The sequence below is a fragment of the Azospirillum sp. genome, assembly GCF_035627195.1.
Taxonomy (GTDB): domain Bacteria; phylum Pseudomonadota; class Alphaproteobacteria; order Azospirillales; family Azospirillaceae; genus Azospirillum.
Window position 1 is genome coordinate 1 of the sequence record NZ_DASPMG010000139.1, and the last position, 16,876, is coordinate 16,876.

Here is a 16,876-nt window from a genome sequence, read left to right on the forward strand (position 1 = left end):
GGGAGGTGTTCCGCAGCGGCTGCGCGTGGCGGCGCGGGCTGGGTCGCATCTTCTACTTCCGCCCGGGGCACGAGACGTTCCCCACCTACCACCACCCCGGCGTCCGGCGCGTGATCCTGAACGCCGTGCGCTGGGCCGCCCCGCCGGCCGGCCTCCAGCCGCCGGTGCGCGGAAAGCGGGAGCCGCTCGAACCGTTGAGTTGAGGGCCGGATGCAACACGGGCGCGGTCTGCGGCGTTAGTTAGATCCCAAAACAATTTGCCAAAACAACACCGCCACCATGAAGCGCCCGGCCGAAGACGACGGCCAGACATCGCCGCAGGATGCCCTCCAGGCCAGCCTGCGGCACCAGCGCCTCCTGACGGAGTTCGGCACGCGGGCTCTGGCGGAAAGCCGCGTGCCCCTCCTGCTCGACGAGGCGACGCACCGGGCGGCGAGCGGCATCGGCTCCGTCCGCTCGAAGGTCATGCGCCACCGCCCGGAGATGGACGACCTGCTCATCGTCGCCGGCGTCGGCTGGCGCGACGGGGTGGTCGGCCACGCCACGGTGGCCGCCGACCGGCAGTCGCCGGCCGGCCGGGCGCTGCACACGCGCCAGCCGGTCGCGGTTCCCGACCTGCGCGCGGCCGGGGACTTGCGCATCCCGCCGGTGCTGGCGCAGCACGGCGTCGTCGCCGTCCTCAACGTGCCCATCGGCACCGACGGCGCGACGTGGGGCGTGCTGGAGGTGGACGGCGACCAGCCCCGCCGCTTTTCCGAAAGCGACGTGCTGTACCTGCAAGGCCTCGCCCACCTGCTGGGCGCCGCCCTCCAGCGCGCGGGGGCGGAGCAGCGGGCGGGGCTGGAGCGCGCGCAGCTCGACGCCGTGCTGGCGCAGATGCCCTCCGGCGTCGCCGTCGCCGAGGCGCCGTCCGGCCGGCTGCTGATGCACAACGCCAGGGCCGTCGCGCTGCTCGGCCACCCGCTCCTCGAATCCGACAGCTACCAGGGCTACGTGCGCTATGGGGCGCTGAACGAGGACGGCACGCCGCTGCCGCCCGAGGACTACCCGATCGCCCGCGCCGCGGTGGCCGGGGAGACGGTGGTCCAGCAGCACATGCGCTACCGGCGCGGCGACGGCCGGATCACGCATTTCCTGGTCAGCGCCGCCCCGGTGCGCGACGCCGACGGCAACGTCGCGCTGGCCGTCAGCACCTTCGAGGACGTGGACGAGCGCGTGCGCATGGAGGCGGAGTTGCGCACCGTGCGCGACCGCCTCTCCCACGTCTTGGAGAGCACGACCGACTGCGTGGCGGTGCTCGACCGCGACTGGCGCATCCTCTACCAGAACCAGCGCACCCGCGACCTGCTCAACGGCGGGCGCGACGTCACCGGCGAAACCCTCTGGGAGACGTATCCGGCCGCCATCGGCACCGTCTTCGAAACGCGCTTCCGCGCCGCCATGGCCGACCAGGCGCCGGTGGAGTTCGAAGGGCACTACCCGCCGCTCGACCTCTGGCTGGAGTGCCATGCCCACCCCTCGCCCGACCGGCTGAGCGTCTTCTTCCGCGACGTCACCGGGCGCCGCCGCCAGCGCGAGGCCCAGGCCGAACGCGACGCCCGCTACCGCGCGACGTTCGAGCAGGCCGCCGTCGGCATGGCGCACGTCGACCTGGACGGCCACTGGATCCAGATCAACGAGCGGCTTTGCGAGATCACCGGCTACCCGCGCGAGGAGCTGTGCCGCATCAGCTACCGCGACATCACCGTGCCGGAGGACCTGCCCGCCGACATGGCGCACGGCCGGCGCCTGAAGGCCGGCGAGATCGACAGCTACACGCTGGAGAAGCGCTACCGCCGCAAGGACGGCACCATCGTCTGGGTGAACCTGACGGTGTCGCTGGTGCGCACCGCGGACGGCCAGCCGCTGCACTACATCGCCGTGATCGAGGACATCTCCACCCGCAAGCGCGCCGAGGCCGAGCGGGAGGAACTGCTGCGCCAGCAGGACCTGCTGATGCGGGAGATGAACCACCGCATCAAGAACTCGCTGCAGATGGTCGCCAACCTCGTCTACATGCAGTCCGTCGACCTGAACGACCCGGACGCCCGCTGGCGCTTCCAGGAGACGGCGAACCGCGTCACCACCATCGCCCGCGTGCACGAGCGTCTCTACCGCTTCAGCGACGTGACGGCGGTGGACTTCGGCCCCTACCTGCGCGACCTCTGCCACGACCTCGCGGGGTCGCTGGGACTGGGCGGCGTCCGGCTCACCGTCGACGCCGTCGGCGCGACCCTGCCGCCGGACACCGCCCTACCGCTCGGCCTGATCGTCAACGAGCTGGTGACCAACGCCGCCAAGTACGCCTACCCCACCGGCGCGCTCGGCCCGGTGCGCGTGACCCTCGACCGCACGGAGGGCGGCCGGCTGCGCCTGTCCGTCTCCGACGAGGGGGTGGGCCTGCCGCCGGGCTTCCGCCCGGAGGCGTCCAGCGGTCTGGGCATGCGCGTCCTCCAGGCGCTGACCGCCCAACTCGACGCCGACCTGCGCGTGGCCGAGGGCGGGCGCGGCACCTGCTTCCAGGTGATTCTGCCGACGGGGTGAGGGCGCGCCTGTTCACGTGGTGCGCCGGTCCCCGGCGCCGCGCCGAACCGTTTCGAGAACGACGATTTCCTCGCCATCCTCCAGGCTGATCCGGTATCGGATGTAGAACTGTTCATAACCGGCCACGGGAATTCTTCGCCTGCCGTTGGCTCGAGGCCGATGGCGCCGGACCATGGTCGCCAGTGAATTGCCGGTACGGATGATCGCGTCATAGACGCGCTCCGCCGCGAGTGGATCTCTTTCCCGAATCCAAAGGAAAAGCACCGCGGCAGATCGCAGAGCGGCGATCGTCCACTGCACACGCATCAGGCGCGCCGACGCACACCGGCAGGCCGGGAAGCCGGAGCCAGCTCCGGGTAATCCGCAAAATCGAAGGTGCCTGCGACGATCTTTTCGACGATTTCGCCGAGGTAGGCCTTCGCCTCCTCATGGCTCATGGTCCGCCCTTCGAGGAAGTCGCGTTCGGCCTCGTCGAGTTCGGCCTGCTCCTCAGGCGAGATATAATCGTCGTCGTCCTGGGGGAGCCGCCTGCCGTGCACCGCCATGTTTCCCTCCGCGCCAGCGTCCCATGGAATATGGCACGGCGGCGGTGGCGCTTGAAGCCCCGCCTTCGGATGCGCCTACACCCGCTCGCCGAAGCTTTCGGCCGCCGCGTCGATGACGGCGGGGTGGTTGCGCACGGCGTCCACCACCGCGTCCGGGTGGTCGTGCTCCACCCGGACCGTCACGATGGTGTCGGAGCCGCCGCCGCGCTCGGCGTCGCGCTCCTCCGTCTCCAGGGGCTCGGCGGAGCGGAAGCGGGCGCGCAGCAGGCCGAGGATCTCGGCCTGCACCGCCTCGCCCTGCTCGGTCGCGTAGGCATAGACCAGCTTCATGACACGCCCCTCACTCCTGCGGCGCGAAGACGACGCGCATGCAGTTGTCCTGCTTCTCCTTGAACATGCGGTAGCCGCGCGGCGCGTCGTCGAGCGACCATTTGTGCGTCAGCAGGTAGGAGGGGTCCAGTTCCCCCTTCTCGATGTGGGCGAACAGGCGGGCGGCGTAGCGCTGGCCGTGCTGCTGACCCATGCGGAAGGTCAGGGCCTTGTTCATCGCCGCCCCCATGGGGAACTTGTCGAGCCAGCCGCCGTAGACGCCGACGATGGACAGCGTGCCGCCCTTGCGGCAGCACTGGATCATCTGGCGCAGCACCGCCGGCCGGTCGCTCTCCAGCCCCACCGCCTGCTTGGCGCGGTCGTACCAGTACTCCACGCCGGTGTCGAAGCCGTCGGCCTCCATGCCCACCGCGTCGATGCACACGTCCGGTCCCCGCCCGCCGGTCATGGCGAGCAGCGCGTCGTAAACGTCGACGCGGGTGTAGTCCAGTGGCTCCGCCCCCGCCTTCATCTGCGCGGCGCGCAGCCGGTCCGGGTAGCGGTCGATGCCGATCACCCGCTCCGCCCCCATCAGGGCGGCGCTCTTCATCGCCATCTGGCCGACGCCGCCGCAGCCCCATACGGCGACGATGTCGCCCGGCCTGATGCCGCCCATGTCGGCGGCCATGTAGCCGGTCGGCACGGCGTCGGACACGAACACCGCCTGCTCGTCGCTCACCCCGTCCGGCACGCGGAAGCAGTTGTTGTCGGCGAACGGCACCCGGATGTACTCGGCGTGGCTGCCGGCGTAGCCGCCGAAGGCGTGGCTGTAGCCGAAGATCCCTGCGGTGCAGTGCCCGTACGCCGCCTCCTCGAAATGCGGGTGCGGGTTGGAGTTGTCGCACAGCGAGTACTGCTCGTTCTCGCAGTACCAGCACTTGCCGCAGCCGATGATGGAGATGGTGATGACCCGGTCGCCGCGGTTCAGCTTCAGGACCTCCGGCCCCTTCTCCACCACCTCGCCCAGGAACTCGTGGCCCAGGATGTCGCCGGGCTTCATGGTGGGGACGTAGCCGTCGATCAGGTGCAGGTCGGAGCCGCACACCGACGACAGCCGCACCTTGATGATCACGTCGTGCGGCGCCAGGATGCGCGGGTCGTCCACCCGCTCGACCCGCAGGTCGTTGACGCCGTTCCAGCACAGCGCTCTCATGGGGCAATATCTCCTGCCATCAGCTTCATCGTGCCGCGGCGCGCGCCGTGCGGCTGCCCGTCGATGGTGGGCACCTCGCCCGCCTCCATGACCTGTTTCAGCCGCCGCAGCGCCTCGCGCGCCTGCACGCCGGGCGACGCGCCGAGCATCCGGGCCACCATGCGCCCGCCCTGCCCGCCCGGCGGGTGGTAGGCGATGGTCAGCCGCACCTCGGTGCCGCGCCCGCCGGGGGCATCGCGGAACTGCACCTGCCCCCGGTGCGGCAGGTCGGCTCCTTCTTCCGTGTGCCAGGAGATCAGCTCGTTCTCCTGCTCCTTGTCGATTTCGGAATGCCAGACGACCTGCATGCCGCCGGGTCCCCGCGCCTTCCAGCAGGAGCGGGTGCGGTCCAGCACCTCCACCGTGTCCAGGTGGTCCATCAGCTTGGGCAGGTTGCCGAAGTTGCGCCAGTGGCGGAACAGCCGCTCGCGGTCGGCGCGGATGGTCACCACCGCCTGCACGGTGGTCGGCTCCTCGCTTGGCGAGGGGAGCAGGCTGGCGACGCGGGCGCCGCCCAGTTCGCGCACGCCCTGCACCACCGGCACGCCGGCCGCCCCGGCGAACAGCAGCCCGCCGCCCATGGCCGCGAGGCCGAGGCCCACCCAGTCGCCGCGCCGCAGCCCGGCGACGCCCAGCACCGTGCCCGCCATGATGGCGGCCCAGCGGTCGGCCGGGCCGGCGGTGCCGTGCCCGCCCGCCGGCCCGCCGCCCTGCCAGATCCGCTCCTCGCTCATGTCCGCTGCCCCGGCTGCTGCCCCGGCTGCTGGTCGCCGGGCATGAGGTCGAGCGCGAAGAGCCCCTTCATCAGATAGTCGTGCAGCTCGATCTTCTCGGCGATGTCGTCGTAGGCGGAGGCGTCCGGCGGGCTGGCGGCCCCGTCCAGCGCCTTGTCCCACTCGTTGCCGGCGTAATCGCCGCGGCCCACCAGCATGACGGCGCGCAGTTCCACCCGCTCCTCCGCCGTCAGGCCGGACAGCAGCTGCTGGAGCTGGTCCAGCGCCTCGCTGGCCTCGGCCGGCATGATGTTGAGCGCGTCGAGGTCGGTGGGGTTGCGCGAGCCGCGTTCCTGCTCCTGCTCGCCCAGGTCGATGTTGCGCATCCCGGCGACGTAGCGCTGGCGATCGGCCACCGCTTCGTACGCGAGGTCGGCGGCGCGCTTCACGGTGTCGACGGAGATCCGTTGGAGATTGGGCATGATCAACCTATGGATTGGTCGAAGAGTGTCTGGGAATGCCAACAGCGGAGGTGGGGCATCGTCGCACACGTTTTGCCCCGCTCCGGCCGTCCGCCTTTACGAACTCCCCCTCACGAACTGCGCCGCCGCGTCTCCTCCGACGCGCCGCGCGAGCCGCCGGAGCCGGCGCCGCGCTCGCGCCCGGCGGAACCGGACTGGTTCTGCTCCGGCTTGTTGCCGGCCTTGTCGGGGTCCACGTGGGCGCTCTTGGCCGCCTTGCCGGGGCCGCCGGACTGGTGCTTTTCCTGCTCGGTGTCGCGATTGTTGCGGCTCATGGCTTCGCTCCCGTCTGAGTTCCCGGTAATCTGGTTTTCAGCGGCCGCCGCCTCGGCGGCCGGCCGTGTCAGCGACAACAGGCCGGCGGCGGGAGCGTCCTGCCCGCCCTTGTCCGAATCCCGCCGCCCACCCTCGCAACCGCCCACCACCGCAACGGCCCCTCCCCGCGCGTGTTGAAGGGAGAACCGGAACGACGGGAAGCCTTCCATGCCGACTCAACCCGACCTCACCGCCGACGGCTTCACTTCCGACGGCTTCACCCCCGTCGTGCTGGACAGCGCCCGCGGCCCGGTGGAGGCGCACCACTACGTCGTGCCGAACGCGCGGCGCGCCGCGCTGTGGGTGGGCGGCGTGGGCGGCGGTTTCGACACGCCGGCGCGCGGCCTCTACCCGCGCCTGTGCCACAGTCTGCGGGACCAGGGCATCCAGTCGCTGCGCGTGCGCTTCCGCCGCTCCACCAGCCTGCCGGATGCTGTGGCCGACGTGCTGGAAGGGATCGAGCACCTGCGCCGGCACGGCGCGTCGGCGGTGGCGCTGACCGGCCATTCCTTCGGCGGCGCCGTGGTGGTCCAGGCGGCGCTGTCGGCACCGGACGTGGTGCGCACCGTGGTGACGCTCGCCTCCCAGGGGTTCGGCGCCGACGGCATCGTCAACCTGCACTGCCCGGTTCTGCTGATCCACGGCGAGGCGGACGAGGTGCTGGCGCCCAAGTGCTCGCTGCTGCTGCACCGGCTGGCGCCCGAGCCCAAGCGGCTGGTCCTGATGCCCGGTGCCGGACACTGCCTGGACGAAACCGCGGAGGCGGTATGCCGCGAGGTGGAGGATTGGATCGTGCGCCAGCTCGGCGCGCCGTAGTATGCACCGCAGCATCCACCGCCGCTCCACCGCCGGAGACCCTCCATGCTCGGTTCCCTCACCATCCTGCTTCTCTGCCAGCTGGCGGGGGAGCTGATCGCCCTTGCCCTGAAGCTGCCGGTGCCGGGGCCGGTGATCGGCATGCTTCTTCTGTTCATCGGCTTGGCGGTGCGCGGCGGCGTCCCGCGCGGGCTGCACGACACGGCCGGCGGGCTTCTGCGTCACCTGTCGCTGCTGTTCGTGCCGGCCGGCACGGGCGTGGTGGTGCACCTCGGGCTCCTCGGCAACGAGGCAATGCCCATCGCCGTGTCGCTGATCGGCAGCACCGTGCTCGCCATCGCCGTCACCGCCTGGATCATGGCCGCCCTGCTGCGCCGGGCCGGCGGGGAGGACCGGGCATGAACAACACGCTGCGCGACGTCTGGGTCTATCTGGCCGCCAACCCGCTGGCCGGGCTGACGGTGACGCTGGTCGCCTACCAGATCGGGCTGTGGCTGCACGAGCGCTGCGGGCGCACGCCGCTGGTCAACCCGGTGCTGATCGCCGTGCTGGTGCTGATCGCGCTGCTGACGGCGAGCGGGATCGAGTACCGCACCTATTTCGAGGGCGCGCAGTTCGTGCACTTCCTGCTGGGTCCGGCCACCGTGGCGCTGGCGGTGCCGCTGTACAACCAGATCAACCAGGTGCGCCGCTCGCTGGGTGCCTTGGCGGTGGCGCTGCTGACCGGGTCGGTGACCGCGGCGGGCAGCGCGGTGGCGCTCGGCTGGCTGCTCGGCGCGTCGGAAAAGACGCTGCTGTCGCTGGCGCCGAAGTCGGTGACGTCGCCGATCGCCATGGGCGTGTCCGAACAGCTGGGCGGCCTGCCGTCGCTGACGGCGGTCTTCGTCATGCTGTCGGGGATCGTCGGCGCCGCGCTGGGCACCTGGACGCTGAACCTCGTGCGGGTGAAGGACTGGCGGGCGCGCGGCCTGGGCATGGGCGTGGCGGCGCACGGCATCGGCACCGCGCGTGCCCTGCAGGTGAACGAGGTGGCCGGCGCCTTCTCCGGCCTCGCCATGGGCCTGAACGGCCTGGCGACGGCGGTGCTGCTGCCGCTGCTGTGGCGGCTGTTTTCCTGATGGCGGCCTTCTATGCCGTATCCCGGCTTGACAGGCGGGCGCGAGCCTTCCAGATTACGCCGCATGACGACCATCGACCGCACGAACGCGCTCCTGCGACTTATCGGCCCGGCGCTCTGACAGCGTCCGGGTTTTCGCGCGTTCCCTTTCCATATCCACAGGTCGCCGTCATTCCGTCATGAGCACCCACAGTACGATCGCCCGGCCGAGGCCGGGGCTGCGACTTACCTACGGCCGTTGAGCCCGCCCGGCGGCTCGGCGGCCGGACCGTCAGCCGGTTTCCTCCCAAGAAAACCTTCAGACGAGTTGCAGTCCATGACCCACATCGCCCGACCGAACCCGGCCCAGAAGTACACGCCCTTCCCGCCCGTCGTCCTGGCCGACCGCCAGTGGCCCGGCCGCACGCTCACCAAGGCGCCCATGTGGTGCTCGGTCGACCTGCGCGACGGCAACCAGGCGCTGATCGAGCCGATGGGCTCGGAGCGCAAGCGCGCCATGTTCGACCTGCTGCTGCGCATGGGCTTCAAGGAGATCGAGGTGGGCTTTCCCGCCGCCTCGCAGACCGACTTCGACTTCTGCCGCGAGATCATCGAGGGCGGCGCGCTGCCCGACGACGTCACCATCCAGGTGCTGACCCAGTCGCGCGAGGAGCTGATCCGCCGCACCTTCGAGGGGATCAAGGGGGCCAAGCGCGCCATCGTCCACCTGTACAACTCCACCTCGGAGCTGCAGCGCCGCGTGGTGTTCGGCCTGGACAAGGCCGGCATCATCGAGATCGCCGTGAACGGCGCCAAGCTGATCAAGCAGATGACGGCCGAGCACCCGGAGACCGAGGTCATCCTCCAGTACTCGCCGGAGAGCTTCACCGGCACCGAGCTGGACTTCGCGGTGGAGGTCTGCGAGGCGGTGGCCGAGGTGTGGGGGCCGACGGCCGACCGGCCGATGATCCTCAACCTGCCGGCGACGGTGGAGATGTCCACCCCCAACGTGCACGCCGACCAGATCGAGTGGTTCTGCCGCACCATCAAGGGCCGTGAGCGCTTCATCATCAGCCTGCACCCGCACAACGACCGCGGCACCGCCGTGGCCGCCGCCGAGCTGGGCATGCTGGCCGGCGCCGACCGCGTGGAAGGCACGCTGTTCGGCAACGGCGAGCGCACCGGCAACGTCGACATCGTCACGCTGGCCATGAACCTGTTCAGCCAGGGCGTCGATCCGGGGCTGGTGATCGACGACATCAACGAGGTCGTGCGGGTGTCGGAATACTGCACGCAGCTGCCCGTGCACCCGCGCCACCCCTACGCGGGCGAGCTGGTGTTCACCGCCTTCTCGGGCTCGCACCAGGACGCCATCAACAAGGGGCTGAAGGCGCTGTCCAAGTCGAACAGCGGCAAGTGGGAGGTGCCCTACCTGCCCATCGACCCGGCCGACCTGGGCCGCAGCTACGAGGCGGTAATCCGCATCAACAGCCAGTCGGGCAAGGGTGGCATCGCCTACATCCTGGAGTCCGAGTTCGGGCTGCAGATCCCGCGCCGGCTGCAGATGGAGTTCTCGAAGGTCGTGCAGCACATCGCCGACGAAACCGGCAAGGAGCTGACGCCCTCCGAGATCCACAAGGCCTTCAAGGCCGAGTACCTGGACGTGGAGAAGCCGCTGGCGCTGGTCGAGCACGGCACCGAGCCGCGCGGCCCGGGGTCGGGGCCGCGCACGCTGACCGCCGTGGTGCAGAAGGACGGCCGCCCGGTCACCATCCGCGGCAAGGGCACCGGCCCGATCGACGCCTTCCTGGCCGCGCTGCGCAACGACGCCGGCATCGACATGCACGTGATCGACTATCACGAGCACGCCGTGACCACCGGCGAGGATTCGCAGGCCGCCGCCTATGTCGAGGTGCGCACGGCCGACGGCCGCACGCTGCACGGTGCCGGCATCGATCCGGACATCGTCACCGCTTCGCTCCGCGCCCTGGTGAGCGCGGCCAACCGGGCAGCCCGCTGACGGTGCCGTGCCGCCAGAGCGGGCGTCGCTCCCCCTCCCCCGCCTCGCGCGGGGGAGGGCCCGGAGCGGCCCGGCTTCGGGTGGTCAGAAGCGTTCCCGGTCAGAAACGTCCGGTTAGCGCCAGGATCAGCACGACGATCAGCAGCAGGCCGAGGATCCCGCTCGGCCCATAGCCCCAGCCGCGGCTGTGCGGCCAGGCCGGGACCGCGCCGATCAGCAGAATGATCAGGATGATGAGCAGGATGGTGCTCATTCCGTCCTCCGAGAGGTCATTGCAAGCGTCTCGGAGAAACGGAAGCTAGACCGCTTTGTTCCCGCCCGGCTCAGGCTGCCCCCCACTCTTCCGGCGGGACTGCGGGCGCGACGGCGCCTTTTCCGGCAGCGGCGTCTGCGGGATCGTGCCGGGCGTGGTCTCGATGGACGGGATCTGCTGACCGTCCACGTCGTTGGCGAAGCTGGGCTCGTCGCGGTCGCGCGTCATGGGGGACCTCCGGTGCGGTGGTTCGTCCCCCGTCAACAGCGGATCAGACGAGCGCGTCGCGCTGGTCCCAGAACGCCTCGGCCTCGGCGACGAGACCGCCGTGGTCCTTGTCGGTGCGCCCGTCGGAGTCGCGGTGGCACATGCTGACCTTCCACTGTGCGTACTCACCGTCGTCCTCGCGCGGGTGGATGACCGGGATGGTCTTCGCCACGCCGTAGCTCAGCCCCTTGCCCCCCACGTCGCGCAGGTACTGGCCGTCTTCACCGGCGTAGACGCCCATGCGCCGGTAGCCGCCCACCATTTCCCACGTCTGCCGGCTGGTCAGCCAGCAACCGCCGGCGATGCCCGCCGCCCAGTCGGGATGCACGATCGTCTCCTCGCCGCCCAGGCAGCCGGGCACGATGACCGTGTGGTCGTGGATGCACGGGTTGTGCACGTTGCCCTCCAACTGGTCGGGCGCCAGCAGTCCGAACGGCTTGCCGACCAAGGCGGAGAAGCGTTCCGCCGCATCGACCAGCCGGTCGATCAGGCGCGGCCGGTCGAGCGGATAGGCGATGTCGGAATCGGCCAGCAGCAGGTAGCGCGTCTCCGGCATCCGCCCCTTCACGACGGTGTCGTACAGGTCGTTGACCACGTGCGCCTTGCCGAAGTTGCGCTCGTACAGGCGCACGACGGCGTCCGGGAAGCGGTCGGCGATCAGCCGCGCGATCTCCCCCACGAAGGGCTCGCGCCCCCAGCCGCCGAACACCGCGCGCAACGGCCGTTCGCACGGGTACGCGGCAAGGTAATCGGCGAAGCTCTCCAGCGATCGGCGGTTCCGTTCGAACTGGCGGGCATCGGGTGCGAAAATCGGCTGAATGTAGACCACACCGTCCATACCGGAACCTCGTCGCCTCTCGTGATCGTCCGCGGCCCAGACCATAGCCGCACTCCATCCTACAAAGGAGAGAAAGTTGGGACATGCCGGCCCGGCGGGAACCGGGTGACACCTCATTAACCATACCGGTCCAGGTTGACGCGAATTTTAGGCAAACCCCCGCGCCAGCCACGAGGGACCGATCATGGCTCACACCACCGCCGCCCCGCCCATTACGGCACCCGTTCCGGCCCTCACTGCGGCCAACGACCACGCCAGGCCGCACCGCACGCCGGAGATCTACCGCCGCGTGTTCCGCGAGGCGAAGCCGTTCCGCCTGCACCTGTCGGCGCTGCTGGCGCTTGGCCTGCTGGGCACGCCGATCGGCCTCTTGATGCCGCTGCCGGTGACCATCGCGGTGGACAGCGTGATCGGCGGCAAGCCGCTGCCGGCTGCCGTCGCGGCGGTGGTGCCGGAGGCGTTGACGGTCGGGCCGCAGGCCGCACTGCTGCTGGCGGCGTCGCTGGTGCTGCTGACCGCGCTGATCGTGCAGGTGCACGGGGTGGCCGACCGCTTCCTGCGCGACTGGACGGGGCAGCGCATGGTGGCGGCCTTCCGCGCCAAGATGTTCCTGCACGCCCAGCGCCTCGCCCTCCAGCGGCACGACAGCAAGGGCACGTCGGACTCGCTGAACCGGATCGAGGACGACGCCGGGGCCATCCAGTGGCAGGTCAGCCACGTCATCCTGCCGTTCGTCACGTCGCTCGCCTACTTCGTCGGCATGGTGTGGGTGACCTCGCTGCTCTCTCCCAAGCTGGCGCTGGTGGCGCTGGCGGTGTCGCCGCTGTTCGCGCTGCTGACGGCGCTGTCGCACACCCGCCTGCGCGACCGCTGGCAGGCGGTGTGCGAGCGCGACAGCGCCGCCAAGGCGGTGCTGCACGAGACGCTGTCGGCCCTGCGCGTGGTGCGCGCCTTCGGCCAGGAGCCGCGCGAGGTGAAGCGCTTCGCCGACCGCACCGACGCGCTGATCTCCGCCTTCTTCGGTGCGGTGCGGGCGGAGAGCCTTCTGGGTTTCTGCGTCTCCATCCTGCTGGCGTCGGGCACGGCGGCGGTGCTGTACATCGGCGTCGGCGACGTGGTGGCCGGGGCGCTGACGGTGGGTGAGCTGCTGCTGGCGCTCAGCTATCTGGCGCAACTGTACCAGCCGCTGCAGAACATGGGCCATCAGGTCGCCGCCCAGCAGAAGCTGATGGCCAACCTGCAGCGCAGCTTCGCCCTGCTGGACGAGACGCCGGACCCGGCGGAGCGGCCGAACGCGCTGTGCCTGAACCGCGCCCGGGGCGACGTCGAGTTCCGCAACGTCGCCTACGACCACGGCACCGGCCGCGACATCCTGGCCGGCATCGACTTCGCCATCCCGGCCGGCAGCCGCGTAGGCATCGTCGGCAAGTCCGGATCCGGCAAGACCTCGCTGATCGGCCTGTTGACGCGCCTCTACGACCCGCGCACGGGTTCGGTGCGGCTGGATGGCGAGGATCTGCGCGACTGGAAGCTGGCCGACCTGCGCCGCCAGTTCGCCATCGTCGGCCAGGACACCACGCTGTTCTCCACCACGGTGGCCGAAAACATCGCCTACGGCCGCCCCGGCGCCACGCGCGAGCAGATCGTCGCGGCCGCCAGGGCCGCCGACGCGCACGACTTCATCAGCCGCCTGCCCAATGGCTACGACACCCCGGTGGGCGAGCGCGGCATGTGCTTCTCCGGCGGCGAGCGCCAGCGCATCGCGCTCGCCCGCGCCTTCCTGTGCGACGCTCCGGTGCTGATCCTGGACGAGCCGACCAGTGCCCTGGACCAGCGCACCGAGAAGGTCATCATGGACGCCGTCGAGGAGTTGATGGAGGGCCGCACCACCTTCATGATCACGCACCGCCTCGCCACGCTGCGCGACTGCGACATGCTGATCGAGATGGAGGCGGGCCGCGTCGTCCGCGTGACCAGCGACGTGCACGGCCACGTCGCCGGGCTGACGGCGGCGGCCTGACGACGAGGGCGGCCTGACAGCGATGGCGGCGGCGGAATAGCAGCCTCCCGCCGCCGCGCCCTTGCCCTCCCCGCTTCGTCTGCGTCATGCTCGGCGCAACGAAAAATGGGAGGACGAGACATGCTGAAGCCCGACGCGGTGACGCGCGTCGCGGTCGTCGGCGCCGGCACCATCGGCGCCAGCTGGACGGCCCAGTTCCTGGCCCGCGGCCTGACCGTCGCGGTGACCGACCCGAACCCGCAAGCCGAAGCCTTCGTGCGCGCCTACGTCGAGAAGGCGTGGCCGGCGCTGGAACGCCTTGGTTTGGCTGCGAACGCCGACCCCGTCGCATGGCGCTTCCACGCCGACCCGCGCGCCGCGGTGGCCGGCGCGGAGTTCGTGCAGGAAAACGGCCCCGAGAACGCCGACATCAAGCGCATGCTCTACGCCGAGATCGAGGACGCGCTGGATGATTCGGCGATCCTCGCCTCCAGCACCTCCGGCCTCATCATGAGCGAGCTGCAGCAGGGTTGCAGGATGCCGGAGCGATTCGTCGTCGGCCACCCGTTCAACCCGCCGCACCTGATCCCGCTGGTCGAGGTGGTGGGCGGGGCGCAGACGGCGCCGGAGGTCATCGACCGGACCATGGCCTTCTACCACGCCATCGGCAAGCGGCCGATCCGGCTGAACCGGGAGGTGCCCGGCCACCTCGCCAACCGCCTCCAGGCGGCCTTGTGGCGGGAGGCGGTGCACGCCGTCGCCTCCGGCCTCGCCAGCGTCGAGGACGTGGACCTCGCCATCTCCGAAGGACCGGGGCTGCGCTGGGCGCTGATGGGGCCGCACATGATCTTCAACCTCGGCGGCGGGACCGGCGGGATGGAGCACTTCCTCCACCACCTCGGCCCCAACATCGAGACGTGGTGGCGGGATCTCGGCACCCCGTCGCTGACGCCCGACGTGGCGGAGACGCTGATCACCGGCTGCCGGGAGGCGGCGCACGGCCGCAGCAACGCCGAACTGGCGGCGGAACGCGACCGGCTGCTCATGGCGCTGCTGGAACTGCTGCAGCGCGAACGCGGAACACAGAACTGAAAACAGGGAGAAACGGAACCATGGCGAAGTCACCGCGCAAGGTCATCATCACCTGCGCCGTCACCGGCGGCGTGCACACCCCCACCATGTCACCCCACCTGCCGATCACGCCGGAGGAGATCGCCGAGCAGGCAATCGACGCCGCCAACGCCGGTGCGGCCATCGTGCACCTGCACGCCCGCGATCCGGAGACCGGCAAGCCGTCGCCCTCGCCCGACGTGTTCGCCCGCTTCCTCCAGCGCATCAAGGGCGAGTCGGACGCGGTCATCAACATCACCACCGGCGGCGGCCACGGCATGACGCTGGAGGAGCGCACCGCCGCCGCCCGCTGGGCCAAGCCGGAGATGGCGTCCCTCAACATGGGCTCGATGAACTTCGGCCTCTACGAGATGGCCGGCAAGTACACGACCTGGAAGTACGACTGGGAGCCCGCCTACCTGGAGATGACGCGGGATTTCATCTTCCGCAACACCTTCAAGGACATCGAGTGGGTGCTGAAGGAGATCGGCGAGGGCTGCGGCACCCGGTTCGAGTTCGAGTGCTACGACATCGGCCACCTGTACACGCTGGCCCACTTCCTGGACCGCGGGCTGATCAAGCCGCCGGTGTTCGTGCAGACGATCTTTGGCATCCGCGGCGGCATCGGCAACGACCCGGAAGACCTGATGCACATGCGCCGCACCGCCGACCGGCTGCTGGGTGACGACTACCAGTGGTCGATCCTGGCCGCCGGGCGCAGCCAGATGCCGCTGGCCACCATGGGCGCCATCATGGGCGGCAACGTCCGCGTCGGCCTTGAGGACAGCCTGTTCATCGGCAAGGGCCAGCTCGCCACCTCCAACGCCGAGCAGGTGGCGAAGATCCGCCGCATCGTCGAGGAACTGGGCCTGGACATCGCCACGCCGACCGAGGCGCGCGCGATGCTGGACCTGAAGGGCGGGAACCAGGTGGCGTTCTAGAACCGCACTGCCCCCTCCCGCCCTCTGCTGGCGCTCCGGGCACCCTCCCCCTCTACGAGGTGGAGGGTTCTGTGCCGAAGCGGCGGCAGTCCCCTCCACCGCCTCAGCGGGGGAGGGTTAGGGAGGGGGCAAAACCTTACCGCGCCAGCCGCCCCACCGCCGCCTTCGTCTCCTCCACCAGCCGCCCCATCAGCTCGGCCGCCGTCTGCCGGCGGGCCATGCGCACGCCCTGCCCGGCCCACAGCGACAGGAACTCCGCCCGCCCCTGCTTCGCCGCGGCGGCGCGCAGCGGGCGGGTCAGCGCGTTCTGCATGGGGAACGGCAGCGCCGCGTCCTCCACCGCCTCCATGAAGCGGTTGGCGATGCCGCGCGCCGGGCGGCCGGAAAAGGCACGCGTCAGCCGCGTTTCATCCTCCCGGGCCTCCAGGATCGCCTGTTTGTGGACCTCGGCGATGCCGGCCTCGGCGCAGGTCAGGAAGGCCGTGCCCAGCTGCACGCCGCAGGCACCCAGCGCCAGGGACGCCGCGATGCCGCGCCCGTCCATGATGCCGCCGGACGCGACCACCGGGACGGACACCGCGTCCGCGATCTGCGGCACCAGCGCCATGGTGCCGACCATCGCCGCCTCGAACGGGCCGCCGAAGGTGCCGCGGTGGCCGCCGGCCTCGGCCCCCTGCGCCACGACCAAGTCGACGCCCAGGCGCTCCAGCGCGACGGCTTCCTCGACCGTGGTCGCGGTGCCGGCCAGCAGCATGCCGCGCTCCTTCGCCGCGCGGACGGCGGCGTCGGGCAGCAGGCCGAAGGTGAAGCTGAGCACCGCCGCCCCGCTGTCCAGCGCCGTCGGGAACAGCGCGTCGAAGGAGGTCCCGGCCGGTACCGGCGCCTCGGGGGCCGGCAGCCCCAGTTCCGCGTAGAACGGCGCCACGCGCGCCAGCGCCGGGGCCATGTCCGCCGGTGCGGCGGGGGCCGGCAAGGGTGCGAACAGGTTGACGCCGAACGGCCGCGCCGTCTGCGCCCGCACCGCCTTCACCGTGTCACGCAGCTGCTCCGCCGTCAGGTAGGCCGCACCGATGGAGCCGAGCCCGCCCGCCTCGCTGACGGCGGCGACCAGGGCCGGCGTGTCGCCGCCGCCGGCCATCGGCGCCTGGATGATCGGGTGCGCCAAGCCAAGCCGCTGCGTCAGGGCCGTCTGAACGGGCATGTCGTCCTCCTCGTTGCCGTCTTGGTGACGACGCTAGGCCGCCGGGCCGATCGTGAAAAACGGTTTTGTCTGATAGGGGCTATCGGGCCGGGCGATA

The 16,876-nt window shown here is 70.7% G+C and carries 20 protein-coding genes; 9 read left to right on the forward strand and 11 right to left on the reverse strand.

Annotation, left to right across the window (positions count from 1 at the left end):
- Together VED21_RS13145 and VED21_RS13150 are read left to right on the forward strand one after the other, a co-directional pair.
- The coding region (locus VED21_RS13145) for a ThuA domain-containing protein (RefSeq protein WP_324882821.1) at nucleotides 1-203 on the forward strand (203 nt) is incomplete at its 5' end.
- Between the two features lie 76 nt (nucleotides 204-279).
- A complete protein-coding gene (locus VED21_RS13150) occupies nucleotides 280-2,583 on the forward strand; it encodes a PAS domain S-box protein (RefSeq protein ID WP_324882822.1) in 2,304 nt (767 codons plus the stop codon).
- Between the two features lie 12 nt (nucleotides 2,584-2,595).
- On the opposite strand, the gene VED21_RS13155 is transcribed toward VED21_RS13150, so the two are convergent.
- The 7 genes from VED21_RS13155 to VED21_RS13185 all read right to left on the reverse strand — a co-directional run bounded on the left by VED21_RS13155 (nucleotide 2,596) and on the right by VED21_RS13185 (nucleotide 6,198).
- Nucleotides 2,596-2,889, reverse strand: a complete 294-nt coding sequence (locus VED21_RS13155) for a type II toxin-antitoxin system RelE/ParE family toxin (RefSeq protein WP_324882823.1) — start codon at nucleotides 2,887-2,889, stop codon at nucleotides 2,596-2,598.
- Nucleotides 2,889-3,128: a hypothetical protein gene (locus tag VED21_RS13160; protein ID WP_324882824.1), complete on the reverse strand. Its 240-nt coding sequence runs from the start codon at nucleotides 3,126-3,128 to the stop codon at nucleotides 2,889-2,891. The genes VED21_RS13155 and VED21_RS13160 overlap by 1 nt, the downstream gene beginning before the upstream one ends.
- A gap of 75 nt (nucleotides 3,129-3,203) precedes the next feature.
- A complete protein-coding gene (locus VED21_RS13165; RefSeq protein WP_324882825.1) occupies nucleotides 3,204-3,458 on the reverse strand; it encodes a hypothetical protein in 255 nt (84 codons plus the stop codon).
- Nucleotides 3,459-3,468: 10 nt separating this feature from the next.
- On the reverse strand, nucleotides 3,469-4,650 hold the full coding sequence (locus VED21_RS13170) for a zinc-dependent alcohol dehydrogenase (RefSeq protein WP_324882826.1): 1,182 nt from the start codon (nucleotides 4,648-4,650) through the stop codon (nucleotides 3,469-3,471).
- Nucleotides 4,647-5,423, reverse strand: coding sequence for an SRPBCC family protein (locus tag VED21_RS13175; protein WP_324882827.1), 777 nt, complete (start codon nucleotides 5,421-5,423; stop codon nucleotides 4,647-4,649). The genes VED21_RS13170 and VED21_RS13175 overlap by 4 nt, the downstream gene beginning before the upstream one ends.
- On the reverse strand, nucleotides 5,420-5,884 hold the full coding sequence (locus VED21_RS13180; RefSeq protein ID WP_324882828.1) for a DUF3775 domain-containing protein: 465 nt from the start codon (nucleotides 5,882-5,884) through the stop codon (nucleotides 5,420-5,422). The genes VED21_RS13175 and VED21_RS13180 overlap by 4 nt, the downstream gene beginning before the upstream one ends.
- A gap of 110 nt (nucleotides 5,885-5,994) precedes the next feature.
- Nucleotides 5,995-6,198, reverse strand: a complete 204-nt coding sequence (locus tag VED21_RS13185; protein WP_324882829.1) for a hypothetical protein — start codon at nucleotides 6,196-6,198, stop codon at nucleotides 5,995-5,997.
- 208 nt (nucleotides 6,199-6,406) lie between these two features.
- Here VED21_RS13185 and VED21_RS13190 point away from each other — a divergent pair, with 208 nt between their 5' ends.
- The 4 genes from VED21_RS13190 to leuA all read left to right on the forward strand — a co-directional run bounded on the left by VED21_RS13190 (nucleotide 6,407) and on the right by leuA (nucleotide 10,170).
- Complete coding sequence (locus VED21_RS13190) at nucleotides 6,407-7,054, forward strand: alpha/beta hydrolase (protein WP_324882830.1); 648 nt, start codon at nucleotides 6,407-6,409, stop codon at nucleotides 7,052-7,054.
- Between the two features lie 45 nt (nucleotides 7,055-7,099).
- Nucleotides 7,100-7,456: a CidA/LrgA family protein gene (locus VED21_RS13195; RefSeq protein WP_324882831.1), complete on the forward strand. Its 357-nt coding sequence runs from the start codon at nucleotides 7,100-7,102 to the stop codon at nucleotides 7,454-7,456.
- Complete coding sequence (locus tag VED21_RS13200) at nucleotides 7,453-8,172, forward strand: LrgB family protein (protein WP_324882832.1); 720 nt, start codon at nucleotides 7,453-7,455, stop codon at nucleotides 8,170-8,172. The genes VED21_RS13195 and VED21_RS13200 overlap by 4 nt, the downstream gene beginning before the upstream one ends.
- A gap of 315 nt (nucleotides 8,173-8,487) precedes the next feature.
- Nucleotides 8,488-10,170 (forward strand): 2-isopropylmalate synthase, encoded by a 1,683-nt coding sequence (gene leuA, locus VED21_RS13205; RefSeq protein ID WP_324882833.1) that lies wholly within the window; start codon nucleotides 8,488-8,490, stop codon nucleotides 10,168-10,170.
- A gap of 100 nt (nucleotides 10,171-10,270) precedes the next feature.
- Here the strand turns inward: leuA and VED21_RS13210 are convergent, their stop codons facing one another.
- From VED21_RS13210 to VED21_RS13220, 3 genes are read right to left on the reverse strand one after another with little or no spacing between them, the layout of a single operon-like run.
- On the reverse strand, nucleotides 10,271-10,423 hold the full coding sequence (locus tag VED21_RS13210) for a DUF3309 family protein (protein ID WP_324882834.1): 153 nt from the start codon (nucleotides 10,421-10,423) through the stop codon (nucleotides 10,271-10,273).
- A 45-nt stretch (nucleotides 10,424-10,468) separates the two neighbouring features.
- Nucleotides 10,469-10,651 (reverse strand): hypothetical protein, encoded by a 183-nt coding sequence (locus tag VED21_RS13215; RefSeq protein ID WP_324882835.1) that lies wholly within the window; start codon nucleotides 10,649-10,651, stop codon nucleotides 10,469-10,471.
- Nucleotides 10,652-10,694: 43 nt separating this feature from the next.
- Nucleotides 10,695-11,528 (reverse strand): hypothetical protein, encoded by an 834-nt coding sequence (locus VED21_RS13220; RefSeq protein WP_324882836.1) that lies wholly within the window; start codon nucleotides 11,526-11,528, stop codon nucleotides 10,695-10,697.
- Between the two features lie 184 nt (nucleotides 11,529-11,712).
- Between VED21_RS13220 and VED21_RS13225 the strand changes: the two genes are divergently transcribed.
- The 3 genes from VED21_RS13225 to VED21_RS13235 all read left to right on the forward strand — a co-directional run bounded on the left by VED21_RS13225 (nucleotide 11,713) and on the right by VED21_RS13235 (nucleotide 15,578).
- The gene (locus VED21_RS13225; RefSeq protein ID WP_324882837.1) at nucleotides 11,713-13,548 is read left to right on the forward strand and encodes an ABC transporter ATP-binding protein; all 1,836 of its coding nucleotides are present in this window, start codon (nucleotides 11,713-11,715) and stop codon (nucleotides 13,546-13,548) included.
- A gap of 120 nt (nucleotides 13,549-13,668) precedes the next feature.
- Nucleotides 13,669-14,619 (forward strand): 3-hydroxyacyl-CoA dehydrogenase NAD-binding domain-containing protein, encoded by a 951-nt coding sequence (locus tag VED21_RS13230; RefSeq protein ID WP_324882838.1) that lies wholly within the window; start codon nucleotides 13,669-13,671, stop codon nucleotides 14,617-14,619.
- A gap of 20 nt (nucleotides 14,620-14,639) precedes the next feature.
- Entirely contained in the window at nucleotides 14,640-15,578 is a 939-nt protein-coding gene (locus VED21_RS13235; protein WP_324882839.1) for a 3-keto-5-aminohexanoate cleavage protein, read from the forward strand.
- Between the two features lie 136 nt (nucleotides 15,579-15,714).
- Here VED21_RS13235 and VED21_RS13240 read toward each other — a convergent pair whose 3' ends face one another.
- Nucleotides 15,715-16,779 (reverse strand): NAD(P)H-dependent flavin oxidoreductase, encoded by a 1,065-nt coding sequence (locus tag VED21_RS13240; protein WP_324882840.1) that lies wholly within the window; start codon nucleotides 16,777-16,779, stop codon nucleotides 15,715-15,717.
- Nucleotides 16,780-16,876 lie beyond the last annotated feature (97 nt).

Excerpts from the sequence above, each read along its gene's own strand:
- VED21_RS13165 (WP_324882825.1), bottom strand. The coding sequence starts at position 3,458 with ATGAAGCTGGTCTATGCCTACGCGACCGAGCAGGGCGAGGCGGTGCAG.
- VED21_RS13195 (WP_324882831.1), top strand. The coding sequence starts at position 7,100 with ATGCTCGGTTCCCTCACCATCCTGCTTCTCTGCCAGCTGGCGGGGGAG.
- VED21_RS13200 (WP_324882832.1), top strand. The coding sequence starts at position 7,453 with ATGAACAACACGCTGCGCGACGTCTGGGTCTATCTGGCCGCCAACCCG.
- VED21_RS13230 (WP_324882838.1), top strand. The coding sequence starts at position 13,669 with ATGCTGAAGCCCGACGCGGTGACGCGCGTCGCGGTCGTCGGCGCCGGC.
- VED21_RS13155 (WP_324882823.1), bottom strand. The coding sequence starts at position 2,889 with ATGCGTGTGCAGTGGACGATCGCCGCTCTGCGATCTGCCGCGGTGCTT.
- VED21_RS13240 (WP_324882840.1), bottom strand. The coding sequence starts at position 16,779 with ATGCCCGTTCAGACGGCCCTGACGCAGCGGCTTGGCTTGGCGCACCCG.
- leuA (WP_324882833.1), top strand. The coding sequence starts at position 8,488 with ATGACCCACATCGCCCGACCGAACCCGGCCCAGAAGTACACGCCCTTC.
- VED21_RS13210 (WP_324882834.1), bottom strand. The coding sequence starts at position 10,423 with ATGAGCACCATCCTGCTCATCATCCTGATCATTCTGCTGATCGGCGCG.
- VED21_RS13170 (WP_324882826.1), bottom strand. The coding sequence starts at position 4,650 with ATGAGAGCGCTGTGCTGGAACGGCGTCAACGACCTGCGGGTCGAGCGG.
- VED21_RS13225 (WP_324882837.1), top strand. The coding sequence starts at position 11,713 with ATGGCTCACACCACCGCCGCCCCGCCCATTACGGCACCCGTTCCGGCC.
- VED21_RS13215 (WP_324882835.1), bottom strand. The coding sequence starts at position 10,651 with ATGACGCGCGACCGCGACGAGCCCAGCTTCGCCAACGACGTGGACGGT.
- VED21_RS13190 (WP_324882830.1), top strand. The coding sequence starts at position 6,407 with ATGCCGACTCAACCCGACCTCACCGCCGACGGCTTCACTTCCGACGGC.
- VED21_RS13220 (WP_324882836.1), bottom strand. The coding sequence starts at position 11,528 with ATGGACGGTGTGGTCTACATTCAGCCGATTTTCGCACCCGATGCCCGC.
- VED21_RS13180 (WP_324882828.1), bottom strand. The coding sequence starts at position 5,884 with ATGCCCAATCTCCAACGGATCTCCGTCGACACCGTGAAGCGCGCCGCC.
- VED21_RS13175 (WP_324882827.1), bottom strand. The coding sequence starts at position 5,423 with ATGAGCGAGGAGCGGATCTGGCAGGGCGGCGGGCCGGCGGGCGGGCAC.
- VED21_RS13235 (WP_324882839.1), top strand. The coding sequence starts at position 14,640 with ATGGCGAAGTCACCGCGCAAGGTCATCATCACCTGCGCCGTCACCGGC.
- VED21_RS13150 (WP_324882822.1), top strand. The coding sequence starts at position 280 with ATGAAGCGCCCGGCCGAAGACGACGGCCAGACATCGCCGCAGGATGCC.
- VED21_RS13160 (WP_324882824.1), bottom strand. The coding sequence starts at position 3,128 with ATGGCGGTGCACGGCAGGCGGCTCCCCCAGGACGACGACGATTATATC.
- VED21_RS13185 (WP_324882829.1), bottom strand. The coding sequence starts at position 6,198 with ATGAGCCGCAACAATCGCGACACCGAGCAGGAAAAGCACCAGTCCGGC.